At 37.9% G+C, this 23,184-nt stretch carries 16 protein-coding genes; 3 read left to right on the top strand and 13 right to left on the bottom strand.

All coding sequences use genetic code 11. From position 1 onward, the window contains the following. Nucleotides 1–24: 24 nt before the first annotated feature. A complete protein-coding gene (locus tag VB797_RS20620) occupies nucleotides 25–3,354 on the bottom strand; it encodes an S-layer family protein (RefSeq protein WP_323239610.1) in 3,330 nt (1,109 codons plus the stop codon). 558 nt (nucleotides 3,355–3,912) lie between these two features. Here VB797_RS20620 and VB797_RS20615 point away from each other — a divergent pair. Next, nucleotides 3,913–6,624, top strand: coding sequence for a CHAT domain-containing protein (locus VB797_RS20615; protein WP_323239609.1), 2,712 nt, complete (start codon nucleotides 3,913–3,915; stop codon nucleotides 6,622–6,624). 126 nt (nucleotides 6,625–6,750) lie between these two features. Here VB797_RS20615 and VB797_RS20610 read toward each other — a convergent pair whose 3' ends face one another. From VB797_RS20610 to cas12k, 5 genes are all read right to left on the bottom strand, one after another. Next, a complete protein-coding gene (locus tag VB797_RS20610) occupies nucleotides 6,751–10,575 on the bottom strand; it encodes a filamentous hemagglutinin N-terminal domain-containing protein (protein ID WP_323239608.1) in 3,825 nt (1,274 codons plus the stop codon). 213 nt (nucleotides 10,576–10,788) lie between these two features. Beyond that, on the bottom strand, nucleotides 10,789–11,526 hold the full coding sequence (locus tag VB797_RS20605; protein ID WP_323239607.1) for a DUF928 domain-containing protein: 738 nt from the start codon (nucleotides 11,524–11,526) through the stop codon (nucleotides 10,789–10,791). A 149-nt stretch (nucleotides 11,527–11,675) separates the two neighbouring features. Continuing rightward, complete coding sequence (locus VB797_RS20600; RefSeq protein WP_323239606.1) at nucleotides 11,676–13,577, bottom strand: CHASE2 domain-containing protein; 1,902 nt, start codon at nucleotides 13,575–13,577, stop codon at nucleotides 11,676–11,678. Nucleotides 13,578–13,600: 23 nt separating this feature from the next. After that, on the bottom strand, nucleotides 13,601–14,311 hold the full coding sequence (locus VB797_RS20595) for a response regulator transcription factor (RefSeq protein ID WP_323239605.1): 711 nt from the start codon (nucleotides 14,309–14,311) through the stop codon (nucleotides 13,601–13,603). 432 nt (nucleotides 14,312–14,743) lie between these two features. After that, on the bottom strand, nucleotides 14,744–15,286 hold the full coding sequence (gene cas12k, locus VB797_RS20590) for a type V CRISPR-associated protein Cas12k (protein ID WP_323239604.1): 543 nt from the start codon (nucleotides 15,284–15,286) through the stop codon (nucleotides 14,744–14,746). A gap of 49 nt (nucleotides 15,287–15,335) precedes the next feature. Here cas12k and VB797_RS20585 point away from each other — a divergent pair, with 49 nt between their 5' ends. Then, nucleotides 15,336–15,938 (top strand): AAA-like domain-containing protein, encoded by a 603-nt coding sequence (locus VB797_RS20585; protein WP_323239603.1) that lies wholly within the window; start codon nucleotides 15,336–15,338, stop codon nucleotides 15,936–15,938. A gap of 35 nt (nucleotides 15,939–15,973) precedes the next feature. Here the strand turns inward: VB797_RS20585 and VB797_RS20580 are convergent, their stop codons facing one another. From VB797_RS20580 to VB797_RS20565, 4 genes are read right to left on the bottom strand one after another with little or no spacing between them, the layout of a single operon-like run. After that, on the bottom strand, nucleotides 15,974–16,492 hold the full coding sequence (locus tag VB797_RS20580) for a TniQ family protein (RefSeq protein WP_323239618.1): 519 nt from the start codon (nucleotides 16,490–16,492) through the stop codon (nucleotides 15,974–15,976). Continuing rightward, nucleotides 16,492–17,328: a TniB family NTP-binding protein gene (locus VB797_RS20575; RefSeq protein WP_323239602.1), complete on the bottom strand. Its 837-nt coding sequence runs from the start codon at nucleotides 17,326–17,328 to the stop codon at nucleotides 16,492–16,494. The genes VB797_RS20580 and VB797_RS20575 overlap by 1 nt, the downstream gene beginning before the upstream one ends. 2 nt (nucleotides 17,329–17,330) lie before the next feature. Then, nucleotides 17,331–17,999: a Mu transposase C-terminal domain-containing protein gene (locus tag VB797_RS20570; RefSeq protein ID WP_323239601.1), complete on the bottom strand. Its 669-nt coding sequence runs from the start codon at nucleotides 17,997–17,999 to the stop codon at nucleotides 17,331–17,333. Beyond that, nucleotides 17,981–18,601, bottom strand: coding sequence for a transposase family protein (locus VB797_RS20565; protein WP_323239600.1), 621 nt, complete (start codon nucleotides 18,599–18,601; stop codon nucleotides 17,981–17,983). The genes VB797_RS20570 and VB797_RS20565 overlap by 19 nt, the downstream gene beginning before the upstream one ends. A 489-nt stretch (nucleotides 18,602–19,090) precedes the next feature. On the opposite strand from VB797_RS20565, the gene VB797_RS20560 reads away from it, so the two are divergent. Continuing rightward, nucleotides 19,091–19,267, top strand: coding sequence for a hypothetical protein (locus tag VB797_RS20560; RefSeq protein ID WP_323239599.1), 177 nt, complete (start codon nucleotides 19,091–19,093; stop codon nucleotides 19,265–19,267). Between the two features lie 166 nt (nucleotides 19,268–19,433). Here the strand turns inward: VB797_RS20560 and VB797_RS20555 are convergent, their stop codons facing one another. From VB797_RS20555 to VB797_RS20545, 3 genes are all read right to left on the bottom strand, one after another. Beyond that, nucleotides 19,434–20,114: a response regulator transcription factor gene (locus VB797_RS20555; protein WP_323239598.1), complete on the bottom strand. Its 681-nt coding sequence runs from the start codon at nucleotides 20,112–20,114 to the stop codon at nucleotides 19,434–19,436. A 76-nt stretch (nucleotides 20,115–20,190) separates the two neighbouring features. Continuing rightward, nucleotides 20,191–21,852 carry an ATP-binding protein gene (locus tag VB797_RS20550; RefSeq protein WP_323239597.1) on the bottom strand — a complete coding sequence of 554 codons (1,662 nt, stop codon included), beginning with the start codon at nucleotides 21,850–21,852 and terminating at the stop codon, nucleotides 20,191–20,193. 257 nt (nucleotides 21,853–22,109) lie between these two features. Then, entirely contained in the window at nucleotides 22,110–23,114 is a 1,005-nt protein-coding gene (locus tag VB797_RS20545) for an NAD(P)/FAD-dependent oxidoreductase (protein ID WP_323239596.1), read from the bottom strand. Between the last annotated feature and the right edge of the window lie 70 nt (nucleotides 23,115–23,184).

Here is a 23,184-nt window from a genome sequence, read left to right as displayed (position 1 = left end):
AACTAATTGCAGAAAACTGCGCTGTTAACAAGTCCGACTCAAGAGCAATCGTCCATCCGACAATTTATATAACCCCGTTGGTTCAACTATGCGATCGCCTTTTTTCCAAGCGCGAGTTGGTTCAACATTACGCACATCACCTGTAGAATATTCGGAAATAAATCCATCCCCTGGACTATTGCGTAAACCACCAGAACCTGTAATTTTAAAAGAGTTTTCTTGTCGCTTTGTGCCGCGTGCAATGCAGCTATTAGCTATTATTGCGTTGGTGTCAATTTGACTGTCAGGTAAGTCGTCGAGGTTGTTGCGGATGCTGCTATCATCTGGATCGGTGAGATTGAGATTTCCCGGAACTCCTAAATCCGAACTAGCTGTAATATCGCTGCGATCGGTTTGTTGGGTGCGGGGTTCGATACCGAAGATACCTTGAGAAAGAATTTTGACATTACCACCAGTACCGCTGTAAGCATTGGCGGTGATGTCGCTGTTTTCTTGGGAGGGAGCAATGATAAATTTGGAATTGATGTCAATGTTGCCACCGTCGCCGCCCTGTTGGGCTGTACCAGCGTTGGTAGAGATTTGAGCGCCGCGACGCATGAGGAGTAAGTCGCTTGTGAGGCTGATGTTTCCGCCGTTACCGGATGTGGATTGGGCATTGAGTGTGCCTTGGTTATCCAAGGTAACTTGAGGTGAGTTGACTTCGATGTCACCTGTATTGCCTAAACCGGAAGAATTAACAAACAAGCCACTGTTAGCACCAACAATTACAAGGTAATCGGGAAATTGAATTAGTCGATTGTTGTAATCAGGGTCGCTACCACTAACAAACATCTTCTGTGTAGCATTAACAGTAATATTACCTGCGCTTCCATTACTTGACGTAATGGCAATCAGTTGTCCTCCTTCGAGTGCTTCAAAAATATCTGTATTCACCGTCACATTGCCACCTTGACCATCAGTTTTAGTACGTGCATTTATAAGAGCGCCATCTCGTAATAAGAAGGAACTAGAATCGATAGTAATATTACCTGCATTCCCAACTGTCCCCGTATCTGCAACGCTATAAATCCCACTATAAGAATCGTTTTTCTTCCCAGCAATATCAACGAATCCACTAACTTTCACATTTACATTGCCAGCATCCCCCTGTCCTCCTGCTTGGGTATCAGTATCAGATGCACCACGAATAAGAGTTAGCAGTTGAGCGCCATCAGTGAGTGATAGGGTTGCTGCATTTATATCAATATTACCGCCCTGACCTTCACCTCCTACTTCCACCGTGCTGAGAATGTAAGCATTACCTGCAAGCGAAACAGTATCTGTTGTTGTCACTTTTACATTTCCTGCATTCCCTTTTCCAGAAGTTGAAGCTTGAAGTTGAGCGCCATCCGTAAGTGAGAAGAAACCAGAACCAATAGTAATGTTACCACCATCCCCTTCTGTTCCTGTGTCAACATAGCTAAAAATCCCACTATAAAAATCATTTTTCTCCCCAGCAATATCAACTAACCCACTAACTTTTACATTTACATTGCCAGCATCGCCTTGTCCTGCTGGTTGGGCTTCAGATGCTTCACGAGTAATAGTTATTAGTTGAGCGCTATCTCGTAGTGTTAAAGTTGCTGCATCAATATTAATATTGCCACCCTGACCGTCACCTCCTGCTTCTACTGTGCTGAGAATATAAGCATCTACAAGAGAAACAGCATCTGTTGCTCTCACCTGAACATTCCCCGCATTCCCTTTTCCATAAGTTGAAGTTTCAAGGTTAGCATTCTTAATTGATAAAGACCCAGTTTTAATATTAATATCCCCTCCAATACGTTCTCCTGTAAATTCTGGTGCTGCGACTATTAAAGGATTCACCCGGCTGGATACTTGACGAACACGGTTGTTGCTTCCAACTCCATCAAAAGAAACTAGATTACCAGCTTCAATGTCAATACTTCCTGCATTGCCTTGTCCAAAAGTTTCAGATGAGATTGTAGAACCCCCACTCACAAATACAGAATTATCAGCCTTGATTTGAATATTGCCAGAACTACCTTTCCCTAGAGAATTTGTACTTATTACGCTGTTATCAAAGAAGACTTCTCGTGCCTGGATACTAACATTAGCTCCGTTTCCCACACCTGAAGGGGCGACGAAACTGGCTATTCCGCTGTTAGTTCCTGAAATTGAAACTTTATCTTTGGCGATGATAGTAACATTTCCTGCATTACCTTCTCCATTAGTAAGAGAACCGATCTGAGCATTAATAACGTCAAGAGAACCTGTGTTAATGGTAATATCTCCTGCGCCTCCAGAGCCGCCAACTAAACCACTAGCTATACCACTAAAGCTAGTTGTAGAACTTGTCCCGTCAATTGTAGTTGTATCTGTTGTATTAATTTCAATATTTCCAGCGTTACTGTTTACTCCCCCAGATGTTACTCCTGACACAATACCACTCCCCAATATATTTAAATTTCTGGCATTAACAACGACGCTACCTTCTCCTGTAGATATCACATTTACATTCGCATTATTGTTGAGGAATACTGAAGCACGCTCTACGAGTGAGGGGAAATTTAAACTGAAAATATCATCTTCTTGCTGAAGTTGAATGCTTCCAGGTGCTGCCAATCCCCCCAACTCAACTCTCCCACCAGGAGCTAACAATCTTCCACCATCCAAACTGACATCACCACCAACTAACAACAAACTCTTCCCATCCAACACCTGTAAACCATTTATCGGACGATTTGCATCACCATTCTCAGCGCTTCCTAAAACTGTACTTGTCGCTGTGGAACGATTAACTATTCCTGCTTGAGTGTTAACTGCATTAAAAAACAATGCAGATGGATTAACCGAAAGTAAATTACTAGTAGTAGGTTCTGTTGCACTAAATAATCCCGTCTCTCCCAAGTTGATTCCATTCGCAGTAGTCGCTACAAACGAACCACCCACATCCAAACTGGCATTTTCTCCAAATACAATCCCGTTGGGATTAATTAAAAATAAATTTGGTTGAGAATTACCAAAAGTACCCAAAGTACCCAGAATTTCCGAAGGATTTCTACCAGTCACCCGCGTTAAAATATTCTGTATTTCTGCATTCGGACTGAAAAAATACGCCCCTCTTCCTTCACTAACGTTAAATTCTGTAAAACTATGAAATAAATTTGCACCGCGAATTGCCCCACCATCAATTGCATCAACAGCTAAACCACCAGAATCAAGAGGTACTACACCGGAACTTTCAGCCCCAAGGGAATCATCTGGAACGATATTACTACTTTGAGCAAAACATGGGTTAATGAAAGCCTGAAGCGAAGCTATACCCAATCCCAACCAGTAAATACCCTTCACTGCGAATTCCCCCTATTGCTGAATTTAATGCTTATTATTACTGGTTAAGACTGTTACCAATAATCAAAATTATTTTTATTTATACGTAAGATAAATTAAAATTACCTTGAATCGTTATAAATTTGCAAGCAGCAATTAAATAAAGTTAACGAAGCTAAATTTATCTAAAATTAATTATTTCAAACCAGTGACGATAAATGTTGCATAAAACTGCATTTTTTCAGTAAAGCTGAGTTATTCATGTCTATTTCTGGTAACTTAAAAAAATAAAGCTTAAGCAAGTACGGCATACGGTAGTTTTCGGTTGAGTGCACTTTGATACCTCACCCCGCCTTAACAAGGAGAGGGGAAGGGAGTGAGGTTATGTTTTGTATTCTATCCAAATAGAAAACCTATATATTTACTCTTCTGTTTTAGTAGGAGGAAAAACTGACCCAATCAAAAACATCTGTATATAAAATTACTTTTGTTCCGCTTTTTACCATTTAAATTATGAATTCCAAAAATCAATATCTCAAACTTTTATTTTCTGCACCTCAGCGATTCTGCATCAATCTAATGCAACTCTCTACTCGAAAATACCAAATACTAAATCGAGATAACTACTTTAAAGTATTATTTCTTGCAACTCTTTTAATTAGTTTATCCTTTGGACAAGTTGTATCGGCACAAGCTCCAAATGCTGATTTACTGGTGAAGCAGGGCGTTGAATCCTACAAAACTGGTAACTACAGCAGTGCGGTAAAATACTGGCAATCTGCAATCAAAGAGTATAAAAATAATCCCTCTGCGACGGCTGTTGTCAATGAAAATTTGGGACGTGCTTATCAAAAATTAGGAGAAGATAAAGCGGCAATTGCATCGCTGTCTGCGGCAATTCGTGACTATGGAGCGGTTAAAGATATTAAGCAAGTGGGAAGAGTGCAGACAGAGCTTGCTCAAGTTTACAGTAGTTTAGGACAACCTCGAAAGGCGATCGCACTTGTCTGTGGCAAAGTAGCAAGTCAAGAAGTTGTGCAAGTCGAATGTACGCCAGAAAGTGCCGCACAAATTGCCACTAAATATGATGATGCAGATGGTAAAGTTGCAGCTTTGGGTGTTCTCGGTGATGCATATCGGTTAATCGGAAATTACGATAGAGCAATTCATTATCTAGAAGAAGCAAAAAAAGCGGCTCCGACAAATTTTTTAGTTTTAAATAGTTTGGGTAATGCTTACAGAAATCGCGCTCAATTATTAGATTTACGAGCTAATTCGGCAAAGCAAATTCGTCTTTCAACTAAAGTAGAAGATTTTAATCAAAAGTCTCAGGCAGATTACAATCAAGCCCGTAATTATTTTCAAGAAAGTATCAAGTTTGCTCGCCAGCAAAAAGAAAGTTTGGCAGAAATGCGAGGATTATTAAATTTAATTCAATTGGCTTCCCAGACAACTGAAACCAAAATTGTTGATGATGCAACCTTTAATAATTCGCTGGCAGATGCTTTAAAAACTTTAGAAGATTTACCAGATTCGACAACAAAAGTTTATGGGGCAATTGATTTAGCATATTTGCAACGCAATCAAGCTTCACCTTTAATTGGCTGCACAACTGAGCTTGTTTTACCGGAAAATCAATCGTTAAGTTTACTGCAAAAATCAGTTTTAACCAGCAATAATTTACAAGATAATCGCCTACAATCCTATGCTAATGGTGCTTTAGGACATTTCTGGGAATGCCGTAAAGATAATTCCAAAGCATTAACATATACCCAAAATGCAATCGTTGCCGCTGACAATAAATTAGGTGCAAAAGATAGCTTGTATTTATGGGAATGGCAAGCAGGAAGAATTTTGAACAAGCAGAATAAAAATAAAGCCGCAATTGAGTCTTATCAACGTGCATATGAAACTTTGGAAGATATCCGTCAAGATATTTTGACCGCAAAACGAGACGTACAGTTTGACTTCCGCGATGTTGTTGAACCACTGTACCGCACATTAGCACAGTCGCGGTTGGAGCTTTTGCAAAGTGGGGTAATTACTCAGAAAGAACGCCCAAATCAATTATCAAAAGTGGTGCAAACCATTGATTCTTTAAAATTAGCAGAATTACAGAATTACTTTGGTAATGATTGTGTTTTGAGTGCTTTGAATCCCAAACAGGTGGATGAACTTCTGGAAGATAAAAATAATAGTGCGGCGTATAAAAACACCGTATTTTTAAGTTCGATAATTTTAGATGGTAAAACCGGGATATTATTACAGTCAGCCAACAAAGAAACTAAATTTAAATGGATTGAAGATGTTAATCAAGAAGGTACAGATAAAATAGTTAGTAGCGACAAGTTAAAGACAAAAATTGCCGAATTTCGTAAAGGGTTAATTGGAGGAAGAGAACAAGTTAATTACGATACAATGACAGCCGCAGAGCTTTATGATTGGATGATTCGCCCATTTATTCAAGATGGAGATATTTCACCCGATAAAATTAAAACCCTTGTATTTCTTCAGGATGGATTTTTGCGTAGCGTACCAATGGCGGCACTTTATGATAGAGAACAACAAAAATATTTAGTTGAAACCTACGCTATTGCTACAACTCCAAGTTTACGAATTACCACACCAAAACCACGTCGCAGCAAGCAGAAAGCATTAATTTTGGGTTTAACAAAATCAGCTACAATTGATGGTAAGAATTTTGAAGAATTGTTTGCTGTTCAAAGAGAAGTCGATGCAGTCAAAAAACAATTTCCCAATCATACCGATTTAATCGACGATAATTTTATTCCCGACAATTTTCGGCAGAAACTCCAACAAACTACATATCCCATAGTTCATATTGCCAGTCACGCTCAATTTGGTGTTATTCCCGAAGACACATTTATAGTTACGGGTAACAACAAAAAAATTACCATCAGCGAATTAGAAAACTCATTGCAAAATCTTAACAGCCCATCCGGTAGCGTCGAATTACTTGCCATTACCGCCTGTCAAACCGCAGTTGGTGACGATCGCTCTACGTTAGGATTAGCTGGAGTAGCATTGCAAGTAGGAGTCAAAAGTGCGATCGCTTCTTTATGGAGTGTAGGAGATGCATCCACATCCAAACTTGTAGAGGAATTTTATCAAAACTATCGTCAAGAAGGAATGAGTATTGCCCAAGCATTGCAAAAAGCTCAAATAAAAATGATTAACGCCAAAAAATTACCGGAATCTGAAGGTATGAATATTGATTACGATAACCCCGCATATTGGGCCCCGATGATTGTGATCGGTAATTGGATTTAACAATTATCAAAATGTCGGAATTAATGAAATGAACTAGTACAGTACGGCGTAAATAAAGCACCCATTACCAACGGTTAAACTCCTTATCCTATAATACTTTCTACTTTTTACTTCCGCGCAGCGGCACTAGCTACACTCGCGACTTAAAATTAACTCTCCCGAAGCCAATTTATAAACTCCTTGAGGTTCAATAATTGGTTCTCCTTTTTTCCACTCAGAAGATTGATTATTCTCTGATACATTTCGCACATCACCAGTAGAATATGTGGAAACAAATCCATCCCCCGGACTATTGCGTAAACCACCAGAACCCGTGATGGTAAAAGAGTTTTCCTGTCGCTTATTACCGCGAGCGATGCAGCTATTAGCAATCAAGCTATTAGTATCAATTTGACTGTCTGGTAAGTCTGTCAACTCATCGTCAATAAACGTAACATCTGGAACTCCGGTAACTGCTCCGTTAACTGTACCGGATGCGTTCACATCAACGCGGCTATTGTTATCTAATGCGTTAAGAGTTGCTGCGTCGGTGGTAGGAGGGCTGGAAGTGAACAAAGGTGTGCTAAAGAAACCATTTGTATTAAAAGTAATATCTCCACCTTTACCATCGCGAGCGAATGATAAAATATCGCTGTCGTCAAGAGCTACGATGGTATTGGCTGTGAGGTTAATGTTTCCTCCTCCACCTGTTCCACTGAAGACGTTGGTACGGATGTCGCTGTCGCTAAATAAGCGGATGTCTTGAGCTTTTACATCAATATTACCTCCAGAAGATTTTCCAGAAGTTGTAAAAATATTACCTGCTTTCATGTTTAAGAGATTATCAACACTGATATTGATGTTCCCTGCATTTCCATTTCCAGAGCTAGCAGCGGTAACTACACCACCATTATTGAGGTATAGAAAGGGAGTTTGAATGTTAATATCTCCACCTTTACCTCCAACTTCTGAAAATATAGCACTGCTAATTCCACTAGGTACTCGATTACTGTTAAGACCTTCAAGAACAGCTTTGTTACTAATATTTACATCAATATTTCCAGCATTTCCTTGTGCTGGTTCGAGATTCTCTGTTCCCTCTCCTCCTAAAGGAATTCCGACAGTACTCTGCAATTGAGAACCATCAGTAAAGGAAAGCGAACCAGCTTTTAAGCTAATATTTCCACCATTACCATTACCACCTTGTACAACTCCACTTGAGATAACAGAAGAATCGTTAAGTATGATATTATCTGTTACTTCAATAGAAATATTTCCAGCATTACCTTTTCCAGCAGTGAAAGAAAAAATTTCTGATGCTTGAGTTAAATTTAAATTTCGTACTTTGACATCAATATTTCCACCTTCACCAATTGCAAATGAATCTAGTGTACTTCTAACCTGTGCATTTGTTCCTGCTATAGAAAAATCTCTGGCTGTAATTCTTATATCTCCGGCTTTACCCTCTGCACCATCAGCCACAGAAGTTACAATTCCCTGATAAACACCCGTATCACCTGCTGTTATTTTCAAATCACCACTAAGATTAATATTAATATTTCCAGAATTTCCTTTTACAGGATTAAACTCTCCGGAAGCATCGCGAATGACAGTTTGTATTGAAGAACTGTCAAGAGTTAAAGATTTGGCATCAATTGTGATGTCGTCACTATTTGCAAATACTCCAGAATTAGCAGCACTAATACTACTAAAAATTGCAGCATTGTTGCTAAGTAAAATATCTTTGTCAGCCTCAATCGATATTTTGCCTGTATTTCCGTTACCAAATGTACTATTAGTTATAACAGCACCATTTAAATCTAAAGAACCAGTTTGAATAGTAATATCTCCTGTTTTACCATCTCTATTTGGTCCTGTATTGCTAGCAATACGTGTTGTTATAACTGAATTTAGTAGGTTATTGTTACCTGATAAAACAACAGAATCATCAGCTTTGATAGTAATATTACCAGCCTTCCCTTCTCCATCCACAAGAGATGTAATTTGAGAATTTCCACTCAAGGTAACAGTTTTTGCTTCAATATTAATTCCAGCAGTACTACCAATCGCTTTTTCTTCTTCAATATTATTTAAAATCGAACTATTAGATTCAAGACTAACTGCTCCATCGGCATTAATCAAAATTTGACCAGCATTACCTCGCCCAAAGGTACTAGCATCTATAAGAGCCTTATCGGTTAAAGAAACAGAATTTGCATTAACAGTAATATCACCTCCTTTTCCTGTTGCATCTGAGGTTACATTAGTTATAATTGCAGAATTAGAAAGTGAAACAAGACCATTTGCTTGAATAAAAATATTACCACCGCTTCCTGCACCTCTTGTATTAGCAACTAAGACAGCATTATCTTTCAAACTAATATCGCCATCTGCTAATAATGTAATATCACCGCTATTACCAGAAGCCGAACCACTATTTACTCGGTCTGTTAATGTAATATTGCTACGCCCATCAAAGATAATTGAACCGCTATTACCTAAAAACTGCCCGTTTCCATCATTTGTCGAAATTCTCCCAACTTCAATATTTCCACCGGAAATTGCAGTGTTCGGTTTATAATTATTGGTTAAAAATACAGTTCCATCAGCAGCAAGCATATTAATATCGTTGATTTTAATATCACCACTAGTTGCTGTATTGGAACTCACAGGATTTTCAAAAATAGGAAAGGAAGAACCAGATAAATTTACAAACCTAGAATAAAAGAAGTTATTTGGAAATTCGTTGACTGAATTTGTCGGAACACCTACTTGAGTTGAATCTACACCAGCACGTATATCTAATGTAGGTTTTAAACTGCCATCAATGGGCAATACAGTTCCATTTGATAAAGTAATATTTTCTGCAATAAAGTTTTCTCCAGATATACCTGTTTCTGGATTAGTAATAAATATTGATCCGGGAACGGTAACGCTACCTGCTGCGAAAATATGTAAAGAGCTTCCCCCGTAATTATTAAAACTCACATCCCCCAAGGAACGAATCACCGGATCGTAAGGACTAAATAAATCCCCCAAACTCCCATCTAATTGCTCAATCCGAAAACTTCCTCCACTCCAATATTTTGCATCTCCACCAACTTGATTTGCACTCCGCAACACCATGTCCCCACCAGAGAAAAATCCACTATCCGGATGTTTCAAAGCAAAAATATCTACGCTTTGATTCCCTTGTACTAAAAGTTCACCCTTTGCAGCAGCAATAAAAGGATTTGTAAGACTATCTCTTACTTTTACCTTATCAGTACCTTGCAACTTCAAATTTCCCCCAGCAAGCAACTGTCCCTGCAAATCCAAATTATCAGCCGCTACAGTAAAATCTTTACCTACAGCCAAATTTCCCCGATTGATAATATTTCCTGGTTGCGATCGCACTTGCTGAAAAAATAGCGCTCCTGGTGCTACCGAAAGTAAACTACTTTTTTCCAAATTCGTCGCACTAAAAACCCCCTGCTTCCCAAACTGAATCCCATTCGCAGTAGTCGCAACAAACGAATCACTCACATCCAAACTGGCATTTTCCCCAAATACTATTCCGTTGGGATTAATCAAATATAAATTGGGATTAGAAGTAATTCCCGTTAAGTTAGAAATCCCCAGAGTTCCCAATATATTAGAAGGATTATTACCAGTAACGCGAGTCAGAATATTTTGCAGATTATTATCATTATTTAAAAAATAACTACTACGTCCTTCACCAACATTAAATTCTTTAAAGCTATGGAAAAGGTTAATTCCTCTAGTTGCTCCACCACTAATAGCATCGATAGAAAAACCAGCGGAATCTAAAGGTACAACTATAGAATTTTCCTTACCCAAAGTATCATCAGGAATGATATTACTCTGAGCAAAAGCTGCATATCTGCTTGATGTTAATATCTCTAATATGATTGTACTTAAAAGCCCCAGGAAACTCAAGTAAGACCATCGATAAAAACTGATTTTATTCATTACAGTTGATAAATTTTGTGTTGCTAAAAAGTAGTTTTATTAAATACCGATAACTTACCATATCTTTGACAATCTAGATAGGTGTTGAACCCGCCTACGCGGGTTTTGCTTGTGTAGATGCGGTTTCAACCGCCAGCTATTTTACACGCATCCTCTAAGAGATCCAATTTTTCAAAAAACCAGGTTTATGAGTTCTCACATCCCTTCTGATTCCTATAACCGAATACTTGAAATTTTCTGAAGATATTCAATTCGTTTTTCGATTAATTTGATATTATCTGGCTTATTTTTATTTGTCACCATATCAGACTGTGCGAGTTGTTTTACTAAAATCGCTCCACTTTGACTAAGTTTACCATCACCTGTTTTTTTCAAGGCTTCTTCAAGAGCTTCATACCACAGATCGTTTTGGGCATAATATTTTACACTTTCTGGTATGGTGGTAAATGTTGTTTTTGCAAGAGATTGAGGAACGACATCAAATTCTGCACGGCTAGATATTGAATCTTCACCTTCACAGTCAAGTGTAATCTGCCAAAAATATTTTTTACCTACTGTAAGTTCTGGATAATCGGTGGGAAGTTTTAATTTATTAATACCTGCTATTGCTTTTATCTCTTTGGGTTTACCAATTGTTTTAACTTCTTGCTCTGATATAAATTCCACAAGTTGGAATCGCACGTTTTGAGAATCCGACATATACCAAGCAAGCATTGGACGTTTAGCAGCAGTTTTACCGACAAATGTCTTTGGTGCAAGTAGCGTTAAAGGTATTTCACTACCTGGACATCCACGGGAACCACCACCACGGGTATATTCACTCGCGGCTTTGCGGTTTTTTGGTTTATATTCAGCATATGCGGGAACTGCTGTAATTAACAGGAACACTGCTGCAACTAAACTTGTAAATCTGCGACTATTTTGCCCAAATCTTAAAGTGCGATCGCTCATAATATTAGCTCAATGTATTTTTTTCTAAAAACTAGACAGTGTAAATACAAACAAAATTATTATAAACAATACATAAGACGCAAGTAATAATCAACAAAATTTATTAATATTAAGGAACTATAAAGAACCATAAATTTTTAACAAAGAATCTAAAATCCTTTCATGGGTATCCAGCTAAGTTCGCAAATTGTGCCGCGAGGAGAAAGAGATTCCCGACGAAAATCTCCTCCTAATTGTTTTGCGAGTAATTTAGAATATTTTGTACCTTTATTTTCCAAATTTGATTTAATTCCAGAACCGTTATCTTTCACCCACAATTTATAATGACTTGCAGAATACGTACCTGATGCTTGAACGCGCTTTACACCTTGAGCGTGTTTGCCAACATTACATAATGCTTCTTCCAAAAACAAGCAAATGCTACGTTTTTGTTTTCTACTTAAATATTTCTCATCAATTGGGTCGAAATTGCGAATTTTAACTTTTAAAGTTTCAAAATACTCAAAATCGTTTCGTTCTAAGGTACTTGAATATACTTCATATAATAAATCATGAAGTGGTCGTTTTAAATCTAGAATTAATCCACTCCCCAAACGCAAAACTTCTTTTTCTCCTAATGCTTCTAACTTCAGAAATTCGCTAATTTCTCTAATTTCTTGATTAAGCTTTTCAAATTGCCAAATTAATTGTTCGTAGGGTATATCTTTTGCACGCATATGTCTTAATCCATAGGCAAGGGTTTGCAAAGGACCATTATGAATTACATCAAAAGTGTATTGAATCGTGTTTTGTCGCTCTTCAATTTGCCGTTTCAAAAACTTATCATGCTGGTAAAATGCAAAAGCACTCAAGCCAACACCATTCACCGCTAAGATCAGGAGATTGGGTGCTATGGGAATCCATGTACCCCACAGCCACAGCATCACATAGCCGTAGCCAAACAAACAAATAGATGCTATTCCAACAATAAATAAATTACTCCATACAGATTGAGTTAGTCGTCCCAGAGCAATCGGTAAAAAACCCCAAATAACTATCCATAGATACTCTCCTATATCTCCCCAACTATTTAACATAGGACGATTATTAATTACATAACTAAGAATTTCACTGACAGCATGAGCATGATAGTCAACACCATAAATTTGACCTTTTAATTTTAATGTTGGTACGGCAGGTGTGTAAAAAATATCTCCAGCACTAGTGTTACGATTACCTACTAAAATAATGCGCGATCGCAACCATTCTGGATTAACTTTGCCGTTGAGGATATCGCGCAAGGACACTACACGAAAAGGTGCATAGCTATTGCGAAAATTCATTAAAATTGATAATCCACCATCATCAACATTAATGTATCCGCCAAAATTCTTGGTTGTGATGCGGGGTAATTCTTTTGAGTCAATCATTAATGCATCGAGGTCATTTTTACCCGTTTCTAAATCGGTTCCTTCCGTACTGAAATACTGAGCTACTAATCGTAGGGCTAAAGAATTTTTATCTTCTTCTGGATTTTGAGGATTCTTTGGATTTGGTGTATATAACAAATAGCGGCGATTTTTGCTATCTTCATCATTCAATAAATCGGCAAATCCAACTTGTTGCGGTGACAAACTCTTGTGTGGGGGAACTTCTCCGGGTGGTAAAATTTTCTCGATACCAATTATATTAGTATTTTCCCGTAATAATTTAGCTAGTTGTTCGCTCCCAGGTTCCACGGGAACATTTTTGAACAGATCCAAGCCAATAGCCCGTGGTTTATAGGTTTGCAGCTTGGTAAGTAATTCAGCAATTTTTCCATCGGGGATGGGATATTGTTTGACAAATTCAATATCTTTTGCATCAATCCCGACAATTACTACCCGCTCGTCAACTGGTTCTTTGGGACGCAAACGCAACATTGTATCGAGGAACATCCATTCTAAGGATTGCATTCCTCCAGCCATACGCATTAACATCACTGCAATTAGCACGAGCATTCCTGGAGGTGCAGCACGGAACCACAACTTAAATTCTTCACGAATCCGATTCCAAATTCTCCTTTGCATCATCTTCCCGATTCATTTTCCCTCTGTTAATCAATTAAACCTTCTTCTCTAGCACGAATTTCGGTTTGGATTCGCATATTCTTACCACTTTGCTTGCAATCTTCGGGATATACCCCCAAAACATCCTGAATCTTCGTCCAGTAAGTCCGTACTGCTCGTTCTGATTTATACATTCGTTGCGCGATCGCTTTATCTGTCAAACTTTCTTCAAAAGCCAATCGCAACACATCCACCCATTCAGGTTTCAGTTCGATTCCTGTTTTGATGTCCTTGGTATGGGTTGCACCATGAAATGCCAAACTAACCCGCATCAACATTTCTTCTTCAGGTAATCCTTTATCGGCGATCGCAAAGCCACCTTGATGATTATCAATTTCGTGTTTAATCCGGATCAAAGCTTTCACATAACTGGTTTGCACGATAAAATTTTGATGGGGATATTCTTTGAGTAGATTTTGTAAAAGTTTAATTCCCAGGTCAATTTCAGCTTTTTCCCCAATGCGATCGGGAATTGACAAATCCATCACAATCAAATCTAATTGATGAGATTGAATTAGAGATAGTGTCTCTGTTGCTGTTTGAGCCTTAATAATATTAGCTTCAGGATACTCTCTCTTTAATACATCAAGAGTACCTGTCAAGATTAATTGATGGTCATCTACCACAAGAATACCGAGCTTTCTGTCCACTGGCAAATCCTCGTAAACTTGGTGTTCTTTATAATTAATTGATACCATATTTTTACTTACATTCTCTAAATTAAAAGTTTCCTTAAACTTTACTTTTGCGAAAAAGCTATCTACACAATTATTGTATGCTAATAGCAGAACCTAATTTTTTACCACCGCCCAATGCATGATTGTTGTACCAATGTAATTGTTGCTTTAATTCTAATTGAAGAGGAATATTGAAACTATGCACAAAAGTGCAAATCTAATAAACTAGCATTGTGGCTTATCGGTTTCTAAGCAAAAAGTTTGTAATACTTGGGAACTAACAGAAGTAATAGCTATACATCTCACAAAATCGCGTTGCTCCCCTGAACAATTAACCATGCTTATTGCATAACTTCAAATGAATCCTATTATTTTTTCAAGTGCAGGAGTGGAGAGCAGTGCAAGTAGTGGAATTCGCGGGTGGCGGTGGGGTTGCTTGTGGAATCAAAAAAGTTAACCCCAGTGCCGAATTTTGGGCAGTGGAATTTGACCCAACCAACCAAAAGTTAAGCGAAAAGATTGCCGATAATTACCAAAAAAATTTTCCTGACCATTATTTAATTCGTAAGTCGGTACAGCAATATTTACTTGCTCTCGCATACCATCCAGTTTGGGTAGGACAATACTTGTAGCAGAGTATTTTTGTGCGATCGCAATAATTTTTTTCGCCAGTAATCTATCAATATACTCACCTAATTCAGAATCTCCATATTGATTTGGTGAGGCTTGTATTTGAGCTATTTGACGTGCGTGCGACATGGCTTGTTTTTGTTGTCGCTGTCGATTAAGCAATTTGTAATTATCACCTAACAGTTGTTTGATGCTGCGGTAGGTAAGAACTTTACCTAAAATCACGTCTACAACTGCGACAGTGGCAGATTTTTCTAAACCAAGGCTGACACCGAGAAGAATATGAGGTTGACCTTTGTATAAAGATTTACTAGGACGTGGGAAGGGGTTATTAATTCTGGCTAGAGAGGAATTTTTGCGTTTCATATGGGCTTGTTGTTGAACATTTAGATCGCCTTTGGCTTTAGTCTGGGTGATGGACCAGATTTTTCCTTATACTGAGATTGCCCAAGAATTCTTTGCCTTACTCCGAGCTTGGCACGAGAACGGTAAAAACGAAGAAATTTGGCAAAAATTACGCTTAGTAATTGCTCATTCTCAAGAAGTCTATGTTTCTCTAAAAGTGAATCAATCCCCCTTTAATGTGGGTTTGTCTATTGAAATCGGAGAATTTAACGCTACACAAATACAAGAATTAATCCAACGACATGGATTAAATTGGTCAGAAGCGGAAATAGAAAAATTAAAGGGAATGATTGATGGTCATCCTTATTTATTAAGAACTGCTCTTTATCAAATTGCTAAAGGTAATTTAACTTTAGAACAATTTCTGAAAATTGCGCCAACTGAAGAAGGATTATTTGGAGATTTTTTATATCACTATCTTTTAGTTTTGGAAGATGACCAATTGTTGAAAACAGCAATGCAACAAGTAATTGAAAGTGATGTTCCCGTCAAAATAGATTCAGTACAAGCTTTTAAATTGCGTAGTATGGGACTAATTGAATCCAAAGGAAATGAAGTGCAATCCCTTTGTAATTTATATCGTCTTTATTTTCAAGAACACCTATCTGATTGATTACAGAAATACTAAATTTAAGTAATTAGCCGTAATTAAATAGAACTGTGTAAAACGTTGTACTGTCCCTCAATCATCTTTCCAAACGGTGTAAAACACCTGTGACACCAACCATCAACCCACAAAGCCGGAACTTTGAATCTAGCACCACAATTAGGACACTCAGACAGCAAACTTAAATTATGCAGCTTACACCCCTGCGTTACCTTAAACTGCCACTCAATTTTGTGGCAAGATGACTCAGCATAACAAGCCCCACACAAACGAATCGGCTCCATTTTCATTCCCATTCCCACAGGTGGCAACATCAACGTGAGCCTATCCGCATCAATCCCCACCACCACAGCCAAACTTTGCAACTGCTGAGGAGAAGGAGGAGGATTAAACCGAAACTTTTCCCAACGTGCGATCGCACCTCCAAGCTCTGCAACTTTGCCCAACCCAGAGGGTGTTAAATCATTCGCTCGTCGAAATCTTCCCAAAAAATGACTTAAACTTTCCCCTTCTAATGGTTCAACTTGAAACAACCAAGGCTTAATATTTTCCGCTTCCATCATCTGTACTCAGCAGTAACTTCCTTCAAAGTATCCAAATCAATCTTTTGTAATCCTTTTTTCAAAGCCCTAATCGCAGCTTCCCGCAAAATCATATCCAACAATCCAATATAACCACCCGTCGCTTCCCCCAAAGTCTTCAACATCATTTTACTTCCAAGATTAGAAGGCACAGGCAGCCTTAAAATTTGCTTCTCCCAAATCTCCACCGTCTGCTTAAAATCTTGCCCCGACATCTTTCCAAATCGATGACAGGAGCGAAAACGGTTGTAAACTTGCTCATCCCGCTTAATTACCGCATCCAAACGGTCAGTCCCAACCAAAATCACCGATATTTCCAACTTGTCAAAAATATCACGCACCTCTGCAAAAGTTTTAGCTTTAAAACGGTCAGCCTCATCAATAATCAACATCTCTACGCCGCAACCCTTGAGGACTCGCAACGTCCTATCTCGAATTTCTGCAACTGTTCCTTTCGTTACCTGATATTTCAAATGCTCCATAATTACCCCAAAAAACTCCTTAGCACCGCACTCTTGGGGAACTTGGATATAAGCCACAGGTACAGTTGGGGGTTTTCCTGCAACTTGAGAGGGCTTATTCCTCAATCTATAGGCATCACAACCCATTGTTTTACCCGTTCTCGACTCACCCACCACACGTCCAGATTGCCGTGATTGTCGCTTACCCTCCAGCCAATCATGGAGAGTTTGCACCTGTTGGAGAGGAACAAAACCCTTACGATTCAATCGTTGAATCTCAGCTTGTACTTTTTCACTATTAACGGGAATATCACCCAACTGTTGAGCGATCGCTTGAGCTTCCTTTGCTGACATTTTTACCACCCGTAATCTTCACGCATTTGTTCGTAATCAAAAACTTCCGGCATATCTGGCTCTGTTTCGCTGTGAATAGATACCACCTCTACTGATTCCTTTGGCTCAACAGGTATAAGTTGTTTAGCTTTTTTGACCTCAGCCTGTTCTACTTTTTGGCGCTCTTTTTTGGTTTTCTTTTGAGTTGGGAATACTTCGCGTTTCCTAACTTCTGCCAAAATTGAACGATTGCTCACAGCCTTACCCACTTCCCGCACTCTGCGACTAATAGCTTTTGCTTCATCTAGGGATAGTTCTTCTGTCTCCAAATCTTGAGCATACGCACGAGCAATAAATACCTCTTTATCCCCTTCTCTGCGGTAAACCAAAATCGTTGTGATGTCTCTGGGGTCATATCGCAACACAACACTTTCCCCTGCATAACCCGCTAAATATTCACCTCGGTACATCAAATTTTCAAATTGCAGATATCCCCCACGTTGAATTTGTCGCCGTGTTTGCTTCATCAAACAAATATCCAAATCCCGCTCGGAAAGTAAATCCGGTGCAGCAATTAAACCAGATTCCCAGCGTTGAAATCTTGTTTGGTCGCCCATTCGAGCATCAAGTCGCTGATTATAGTTATCAACGATGTAACGCACCAACATTTGCTCTAACTGCCGTAACAGCAAGCTTCTTTCTCCGCTTCCTCTGGCCGCTCTTGAACGTTTGAACCCGTATATCCTTGTAAAGTTGAAAATAATTCTGTGTTTAGAGTTTTAAATGGACGCTCAACACTACCCCCTTCGGATGGGCGATCGCGCAAATGACAAACAAAACCTAACTGCACTCCTATTTGTTGCAAATGGTTGGAACGAAAATCCTTGCCCCCATCTGTGTAGAGGTGTTGTGGTAAACCATAAGTACCCCATTCTTCATGAAGTCCGTATTCCGAATTGTACTGCTTAGGTAAAATTGCATGACGTAAAGCCAAAGCTACAACTTGAGAACTTGGTGCATCGTAGCCCAAGTGAATCCCCATAATGCAGCGTGAATAACTATCTACAACTGTTGTTAACCAAGGGCGACTAAGAAGTTTGCCATGTTGGTCTACCAACAAAATATCGGCGGGGGTATGGTCGCACTGCCAAACTTGGTTACTATGTTCTACTTGTAAATCCTTACCATCACGGGTTTTAACTGATAACCGCGAACCACGCCAGCCCCGAGAGCGAACACTTTTAGCTTGTTCAATTTTATCTATTAACGGTTGCAAAATCCGATAAACCGTCATGTGGGAAGGAGGCCAGACCTTTCAATGCGTTCATACGTACTACCACTTTTGAAGCTGAAACCCGCATTCTTGCGTTACCGTCAAATTAGGTTTTTTAGTTATCCATACAAGTTGACGAGATTCGCAGATCAAAAACGGTCAATATATCGCCGATCAAATTGTTCGTTTTTTTGAAGATTTCCCATAAGCCTAATTTTTAGGGGGTTAATTGGACGTGTTTTTTGGTCACAAAATTTAGTACGATTGTTCGCGTTGAAAGGGCTGGGGAAGGAGGCTTAACACCCAGTTCGTCTGCTCTCGCCTTCGCTCTAATAAAAACCTGCTGACGAGTCATTCTTTTACTAATTATCTTCTGGCTCAAATTAGTATTTTTTTGTTTAAATTAAACTTAGTATCTGAAAAAACAAAAAAGAGGATTTGTAAAAATGGCTCAAAATAAACAATACATTTCAATTCGCAATCCTTATCAAGATAAGACCTTTCTGAGAATTGCTGGCTGAAGGAAAGCTTGATGAACTATATTATCCGACTAGTGATGATTTGAAAAGAATGGAAGAACGGGATAAAGAAAACGAAGAAACAGATCAACTTGTTAATTCTGAAGATTTTAATCAAATGATTGAGGAAAATAGAAGTAATCAAGATTCTGATGAGATAGATTTTTGATTTTTTTCATATTCAAAATTAAAAGACGCTTATGGAAAATTACCACAAGCGTGTTTTCTCACATCTTGCACCAATAAAAAATGATGTAACTTAGTTACTCATTATTAAACTACAATCCTTGATTTAACGATAAAAACCAATAAAAATACGGCAATATTATTAGTAATTACTCCTCGCGTAACACATATCCTACACCGCGTACTGTATAAATTAGGCGTTTTTCCTTACTTTCTTCAAGTTTGAGGCGTACATAACGTACATAAACTTCAATAACGTTAGAATCTCCTACAAAATCATAACCCCAAACCTGCTCTAAAATTTGGTTTTTTGTAAATACTTGACGGGGATTGCTCATCAAATATTCAAGCAAATCAAACTCTTTCACTGTCAATTCTATTGCTCTGTCACCACGGAATACTTGACGAGATTGACAGTTCAAAGTTAAATCTTCAAATATTAATAAATGGCGGTTATCTTGCTCAATATGACGGCGTAAATGAGCGCGAATTCTGGCTAAAAGTTCTTCGATGTTAAAGGGTTTAACTACATAATCATCAGCCCCAGCATCCAAGCCCATAACTCGCGAAGTTACTTCATCCTTAGCTGTTAACAAAATTATTGGAATTTTACTTCCCATAGCTCGCAGATGACGACAAAGTTCTACTCCACTTAACCCAGGAAGCATCCAATCAAAAATAGCTATATCTGGAGATGATTCTCGTAACAATATTAATCCTGTCACTCCATCATTAGCGATACTAACGCTATAACCTTTGCTATTTAACTCCATCTCTAAAAATTGAGCAAGTTTAATTTCATCTTCAACCAGAATAATATGTTCGCTCACTATCTAATCTCCCCACGATAAGAATATATTTAGGAATATCGGATTGCTAGTTGATTTTTCTTACTCATCAATATTGTCATACCATAGCCATCGGAAATTTTACTGTTACTATAGTTCCTTCAGTATTCGATTCAATCAGAAATTCTCCATTGTGTGCTTCTACAATTCGTTTTGTAATTGCCAAGCCCAAACCGCTTCCAGAAGATTTTGTTGAAAAGAATGGCTGAGTTAATAGTGGTAAAATATTTGACGGTATGGGTTCGCCATCATTACAAACTTGAATGCAAACTTCTCCTTTATTAAAATTACTATTTACCTGTAGTTTAACTTTTTCTCCAGAACCTACAGCTTCATAAGCATTCTGAATAAGATTAATTAATACTTGTTTAAGTTTATCCTCATCACCATATATTTTTGGTTCTGCTATCGCAGGATAAAATTCAAGATGTTTGTTAATCATTGCTGGCAGAATTTGCTGCAAATCTAATACTTTTTGAATACATTGATTTATGTCAATTTGCGAAACATCTAAAATCTGTGGTTTCGCGTAAAGTAATATTTCTGCTAATAATTTTTCTAAGCGCTTTGCTTCGTCTAGTGCCAAAACTAAACGTTTTCTAACCTCAGCAGATAAATCAACTTTGTTAAAGTATTCTAAAACTAATTTGATTGTACAAAAAGGATTACGAATTTCGTGAATAATAGAAGCCGCAAATTCACCAATTGCGGCTAAACGCTCCTGTTGGATAATTTTCGCTTGTGCTGCTCGTAACTCCTCTGTTTTGAGAGTTACTTCTGTTTCTAAAATTTGATTAAATTGTCTTTGTTGTTCATATAGATGGTGGTTATCAATCGCTGTTGCTGCTCGTTCGGCAAATAATTCAACTATTTCTATTTCTTGAGTAGAAAACCGACGCGGTTTTTGATGAAAACAACAAATTGTGCCTATAACTTCTCTTTGAGAAGTACGCAAAGGTATTCCTAAATATGCACGGCATCCAGATGGAGCTTGACCGTATTGGGTACAAGTCTCCGTATCTTCAACAATCAGAAATTGACCAGTTTCTAGAACAGTACCAGTTAATTGACCGTGAAAAGAGTGAGTACCATTATTTTCGCCCATTTCTATACTACTAGCCAATATTTGACCAACACCTTCTTGACAAATAGTAATAACAGAAGAATCAACATTGATTAATTTACTAACACTGTTGACTATTTCCTTTAAGTATATACTTAATTCACCCGTGCGATGACTCAGAGATGACAAAATTTGAATGGTTCTGGCTTTATGCTGCAAATGAGAATTATCTAATAAAATTGAGTTCTTATTTACTGTTTTGTTAAAAGTTAAAAAATTATCATTGTATCGCAACAAAAATAACGTAATTAAGGTTCCAATCAATGGTATGCTTATCCAGAATAAAATATAATTAGATTGAAAAGGTTGAAGCATCTCCTTATATATAGAAGTTACTGAAACTAACTGCATCCCTAACAAAGCACCATAAGAAAATGTTTTATACAAACCAGCTAGAAAAAATATTACTAAAACAGCGGCAAAAAATAATAGTGAATAAGAGAGAGTAATTGGTATTTCACAGGAATAAAATCCTGCAAATATCCCTGATGTTCGTTGAGTTGCTACTAGTTTCTGTATTATTAAAGCGAGGAAAAAAATCCCAATACTCAAACGCATGACAAATAATCCGATTTCGATCCGTTTTTCGTTTGCCATAGCCAAGTTCCCCGATTATCAATTCTGTAGAATGGTTTCAAATGCAGATTATAATAAAAGGCTATACATAGCTTTATCTAGAAAACCCTAGCTAGCAAAATATACAGACCTGCACTTTAAGATACTACTAAGTAGACTAATTCGTCTACTTTTATAAAATTGATTTATGAACGGCAAAACTAATGAACAAAATATAGGTTATAATTAGTTGGTGTTAAGAGATAAGTTCGTTTATCTATTGAAAACCTTCAAATATCTTAACTTGCTAGAATAGAGGAATCAATATTACTTGGACGACGTTTAACACCTCTTTCACGACGAATATCGCGCCAAATTCCTGTAGCTGCGATCGCACCATCAGAAGCCGCAACTACTACTTGATTAAGACCTAATTTTAAATCGCCAACTGCAAAAATTCGAGGGTGAGATGTGCGGCAAATTTGATCTGTGACTAGAGTTTCACCTTGGGTTTGGAGGTTTAATCCCGAAAGATAAGCTGAGTGGAATTGTGAACCCATTGATACTAATCCAGCATCCAATTCTATTACAGAACCATCCATCATTTGCACGCCAGTCATTTGATGATTTGCGCCTAGAAACTTGGAAATCGGTTTCTCTACTAATTTATATTCATGTTCCCATAATCTATCGCGGAATTGGGAACTAATTTCAAACATATCTTGGGTAAAAAGAGTGATATAAGGTGTAAACCAACCCAGACTAAAAGCGACTTCTAAACTGCGTTCGTTTCGACCAAAAATACCAACTCTTTTGTCTGCCATTTCATAACCATCGCATATTAAACAAACGTGTAAATTATATCCTGCATAGTCGTAAACATTCTGCATATTGTCTACAAAAGGCAAGTTATCAATAATACCGCTAGCTGCAATCAAATATTTAGTATGAAATATTTTATAAGTGCTATTTTGGCGACCTATTTTAACTTTAACCTCAAAGATACTTCCTGTATCAATTACTTCTTCTACGTAACGATTTAGTAAATCTCCTCCTAAAGATAAGTAATGGTCTTTACCATGTTTTAGTAAAGTGCGACCTTGAGTATCGGGTGGTAAACCAAGATAATTATGGAGTTCCTGCATCCAGAAAGAACGGGCTTTACCTTTATCTATAATTAAACTATTCAAAAGATATCTTTGTAAATAGATTCCGGCAGATAAACCACCAACACCACCACCAATAACAATCGTATCGTAAATTTTATTCATGGGTTCTTGTAAAACTTGTTTTGATAGTTGCATAAATACCTCTTTTCAATTTTAGATTGAGTTTAATAGCTTCCCAGTTTCTAACTGGAAAGCCTTTTAAGAA

Origin of the sequence: Rivularia sp. UHCC 0363 (assembly GCF_034931125.1) — a bacterium.
Taxonomy (GTDB): domain Bacteria; phylum Cyanobacteriota; class Cyanobacteriia; order Cyanobacteriales; family Nostocaceae; genus Rivularia.
The sequence above is the reverse complement of the archived record's forward strand: the minus strand, read 5'-3'. Positions and strand labels throughout refer to the sequence as shown.

What these genes read in the sequence shown, in the direction of transcription:
- VB797_RS20615 (WP_323239609.1), top strand. Translation starts at nt 3,913, where the DNA reads ATGCAACTCTCTACTCGAAAATACCAAATACTAAATCGAGATAACTAC.
- VB797_RS20610 (WP_323239608.1), bottom strand. Translation starts at nt 10,575, where the DNA reads ATGAATAAAATCAGTTTTTATCGATGGTCTTACTTGAGTTTCCTGGGG.
- VB797_RS20605 (WP_323239607.1), bottom strand. Translation starts at nt 11,526, where the DNA reads ATGAGCGATCGCACTTTAAGATTTGGGCAAAATAGTCGCAGATTTACA.
- VB797_RS20600 (WP_323239606.1), bottom strand. Translation starts at nt 13,577, where the DNA reads ATGATGCAAAGGAGAATTTGGAATCGGATTCGTGAAGAATTTAAGTTG.
- VB797_RS20595 (WP_323239605.1), bottom strand. Translation starts at nt 14,311, where the DNA reads ATGGTATCAATTAATTATAAAGAACACCAAGTTTACGAGGATTTGCCA.
- cas12k (WP_323239604.1), bottom strand. Translation starts at nt 15,286, where the DNA reads ATGAAACGCAAAAATTCCTCTCTAGCCAGAATTAATAACCCCTTCCCA.
- VB797_RS20585 (WP_323239603.1), top strand. Translation starts at nt 15,336, where the DNA reads ATGGACCAGATTTTTCCTTATACTGAGATTGCCCAAGAATTCTTTGCC.
- VB797_RS20580 (WP_323239618.1), bottom strand. Translation starts at nt 16,492, where the DNA reads ATGGAAGCGGAAAATATTAAGCCTTGGTTGTTTCAAGTTGAACCATTA.
- VB797_RS20575 (WP_323239602.1), bottom strand. Translation starts at nt 17,328, where the DNA reads ATGTCAGCAAAGGAAGCTCAAGCGATCGCTCAACAGTTGGGTGATATT.
- VB797_RS20565 (WP_323239600.1), bottom strand. Translation starts at nt 18,601, where the DNA reads ATGACGGTTTATCGGATTTTGCAACCGTTAATAGATAAAATTGAACAA.
- VB797_RS20550 (WP_323239597.1), bottom strand. Translation starts at nt 21,852, where the DNA reads ATGGCAAACGAAAAACGGATCGAAATCGGATTATTTGTCATGCGTTTG.
- VB797_RS20545 (WP_323239596.1), bottom strand. Translation starts at nt 23,114, where the DNA reads ATGCAACTATCAAAACAAGTTTTACAAGAACCCATGAATAAAATTTAC.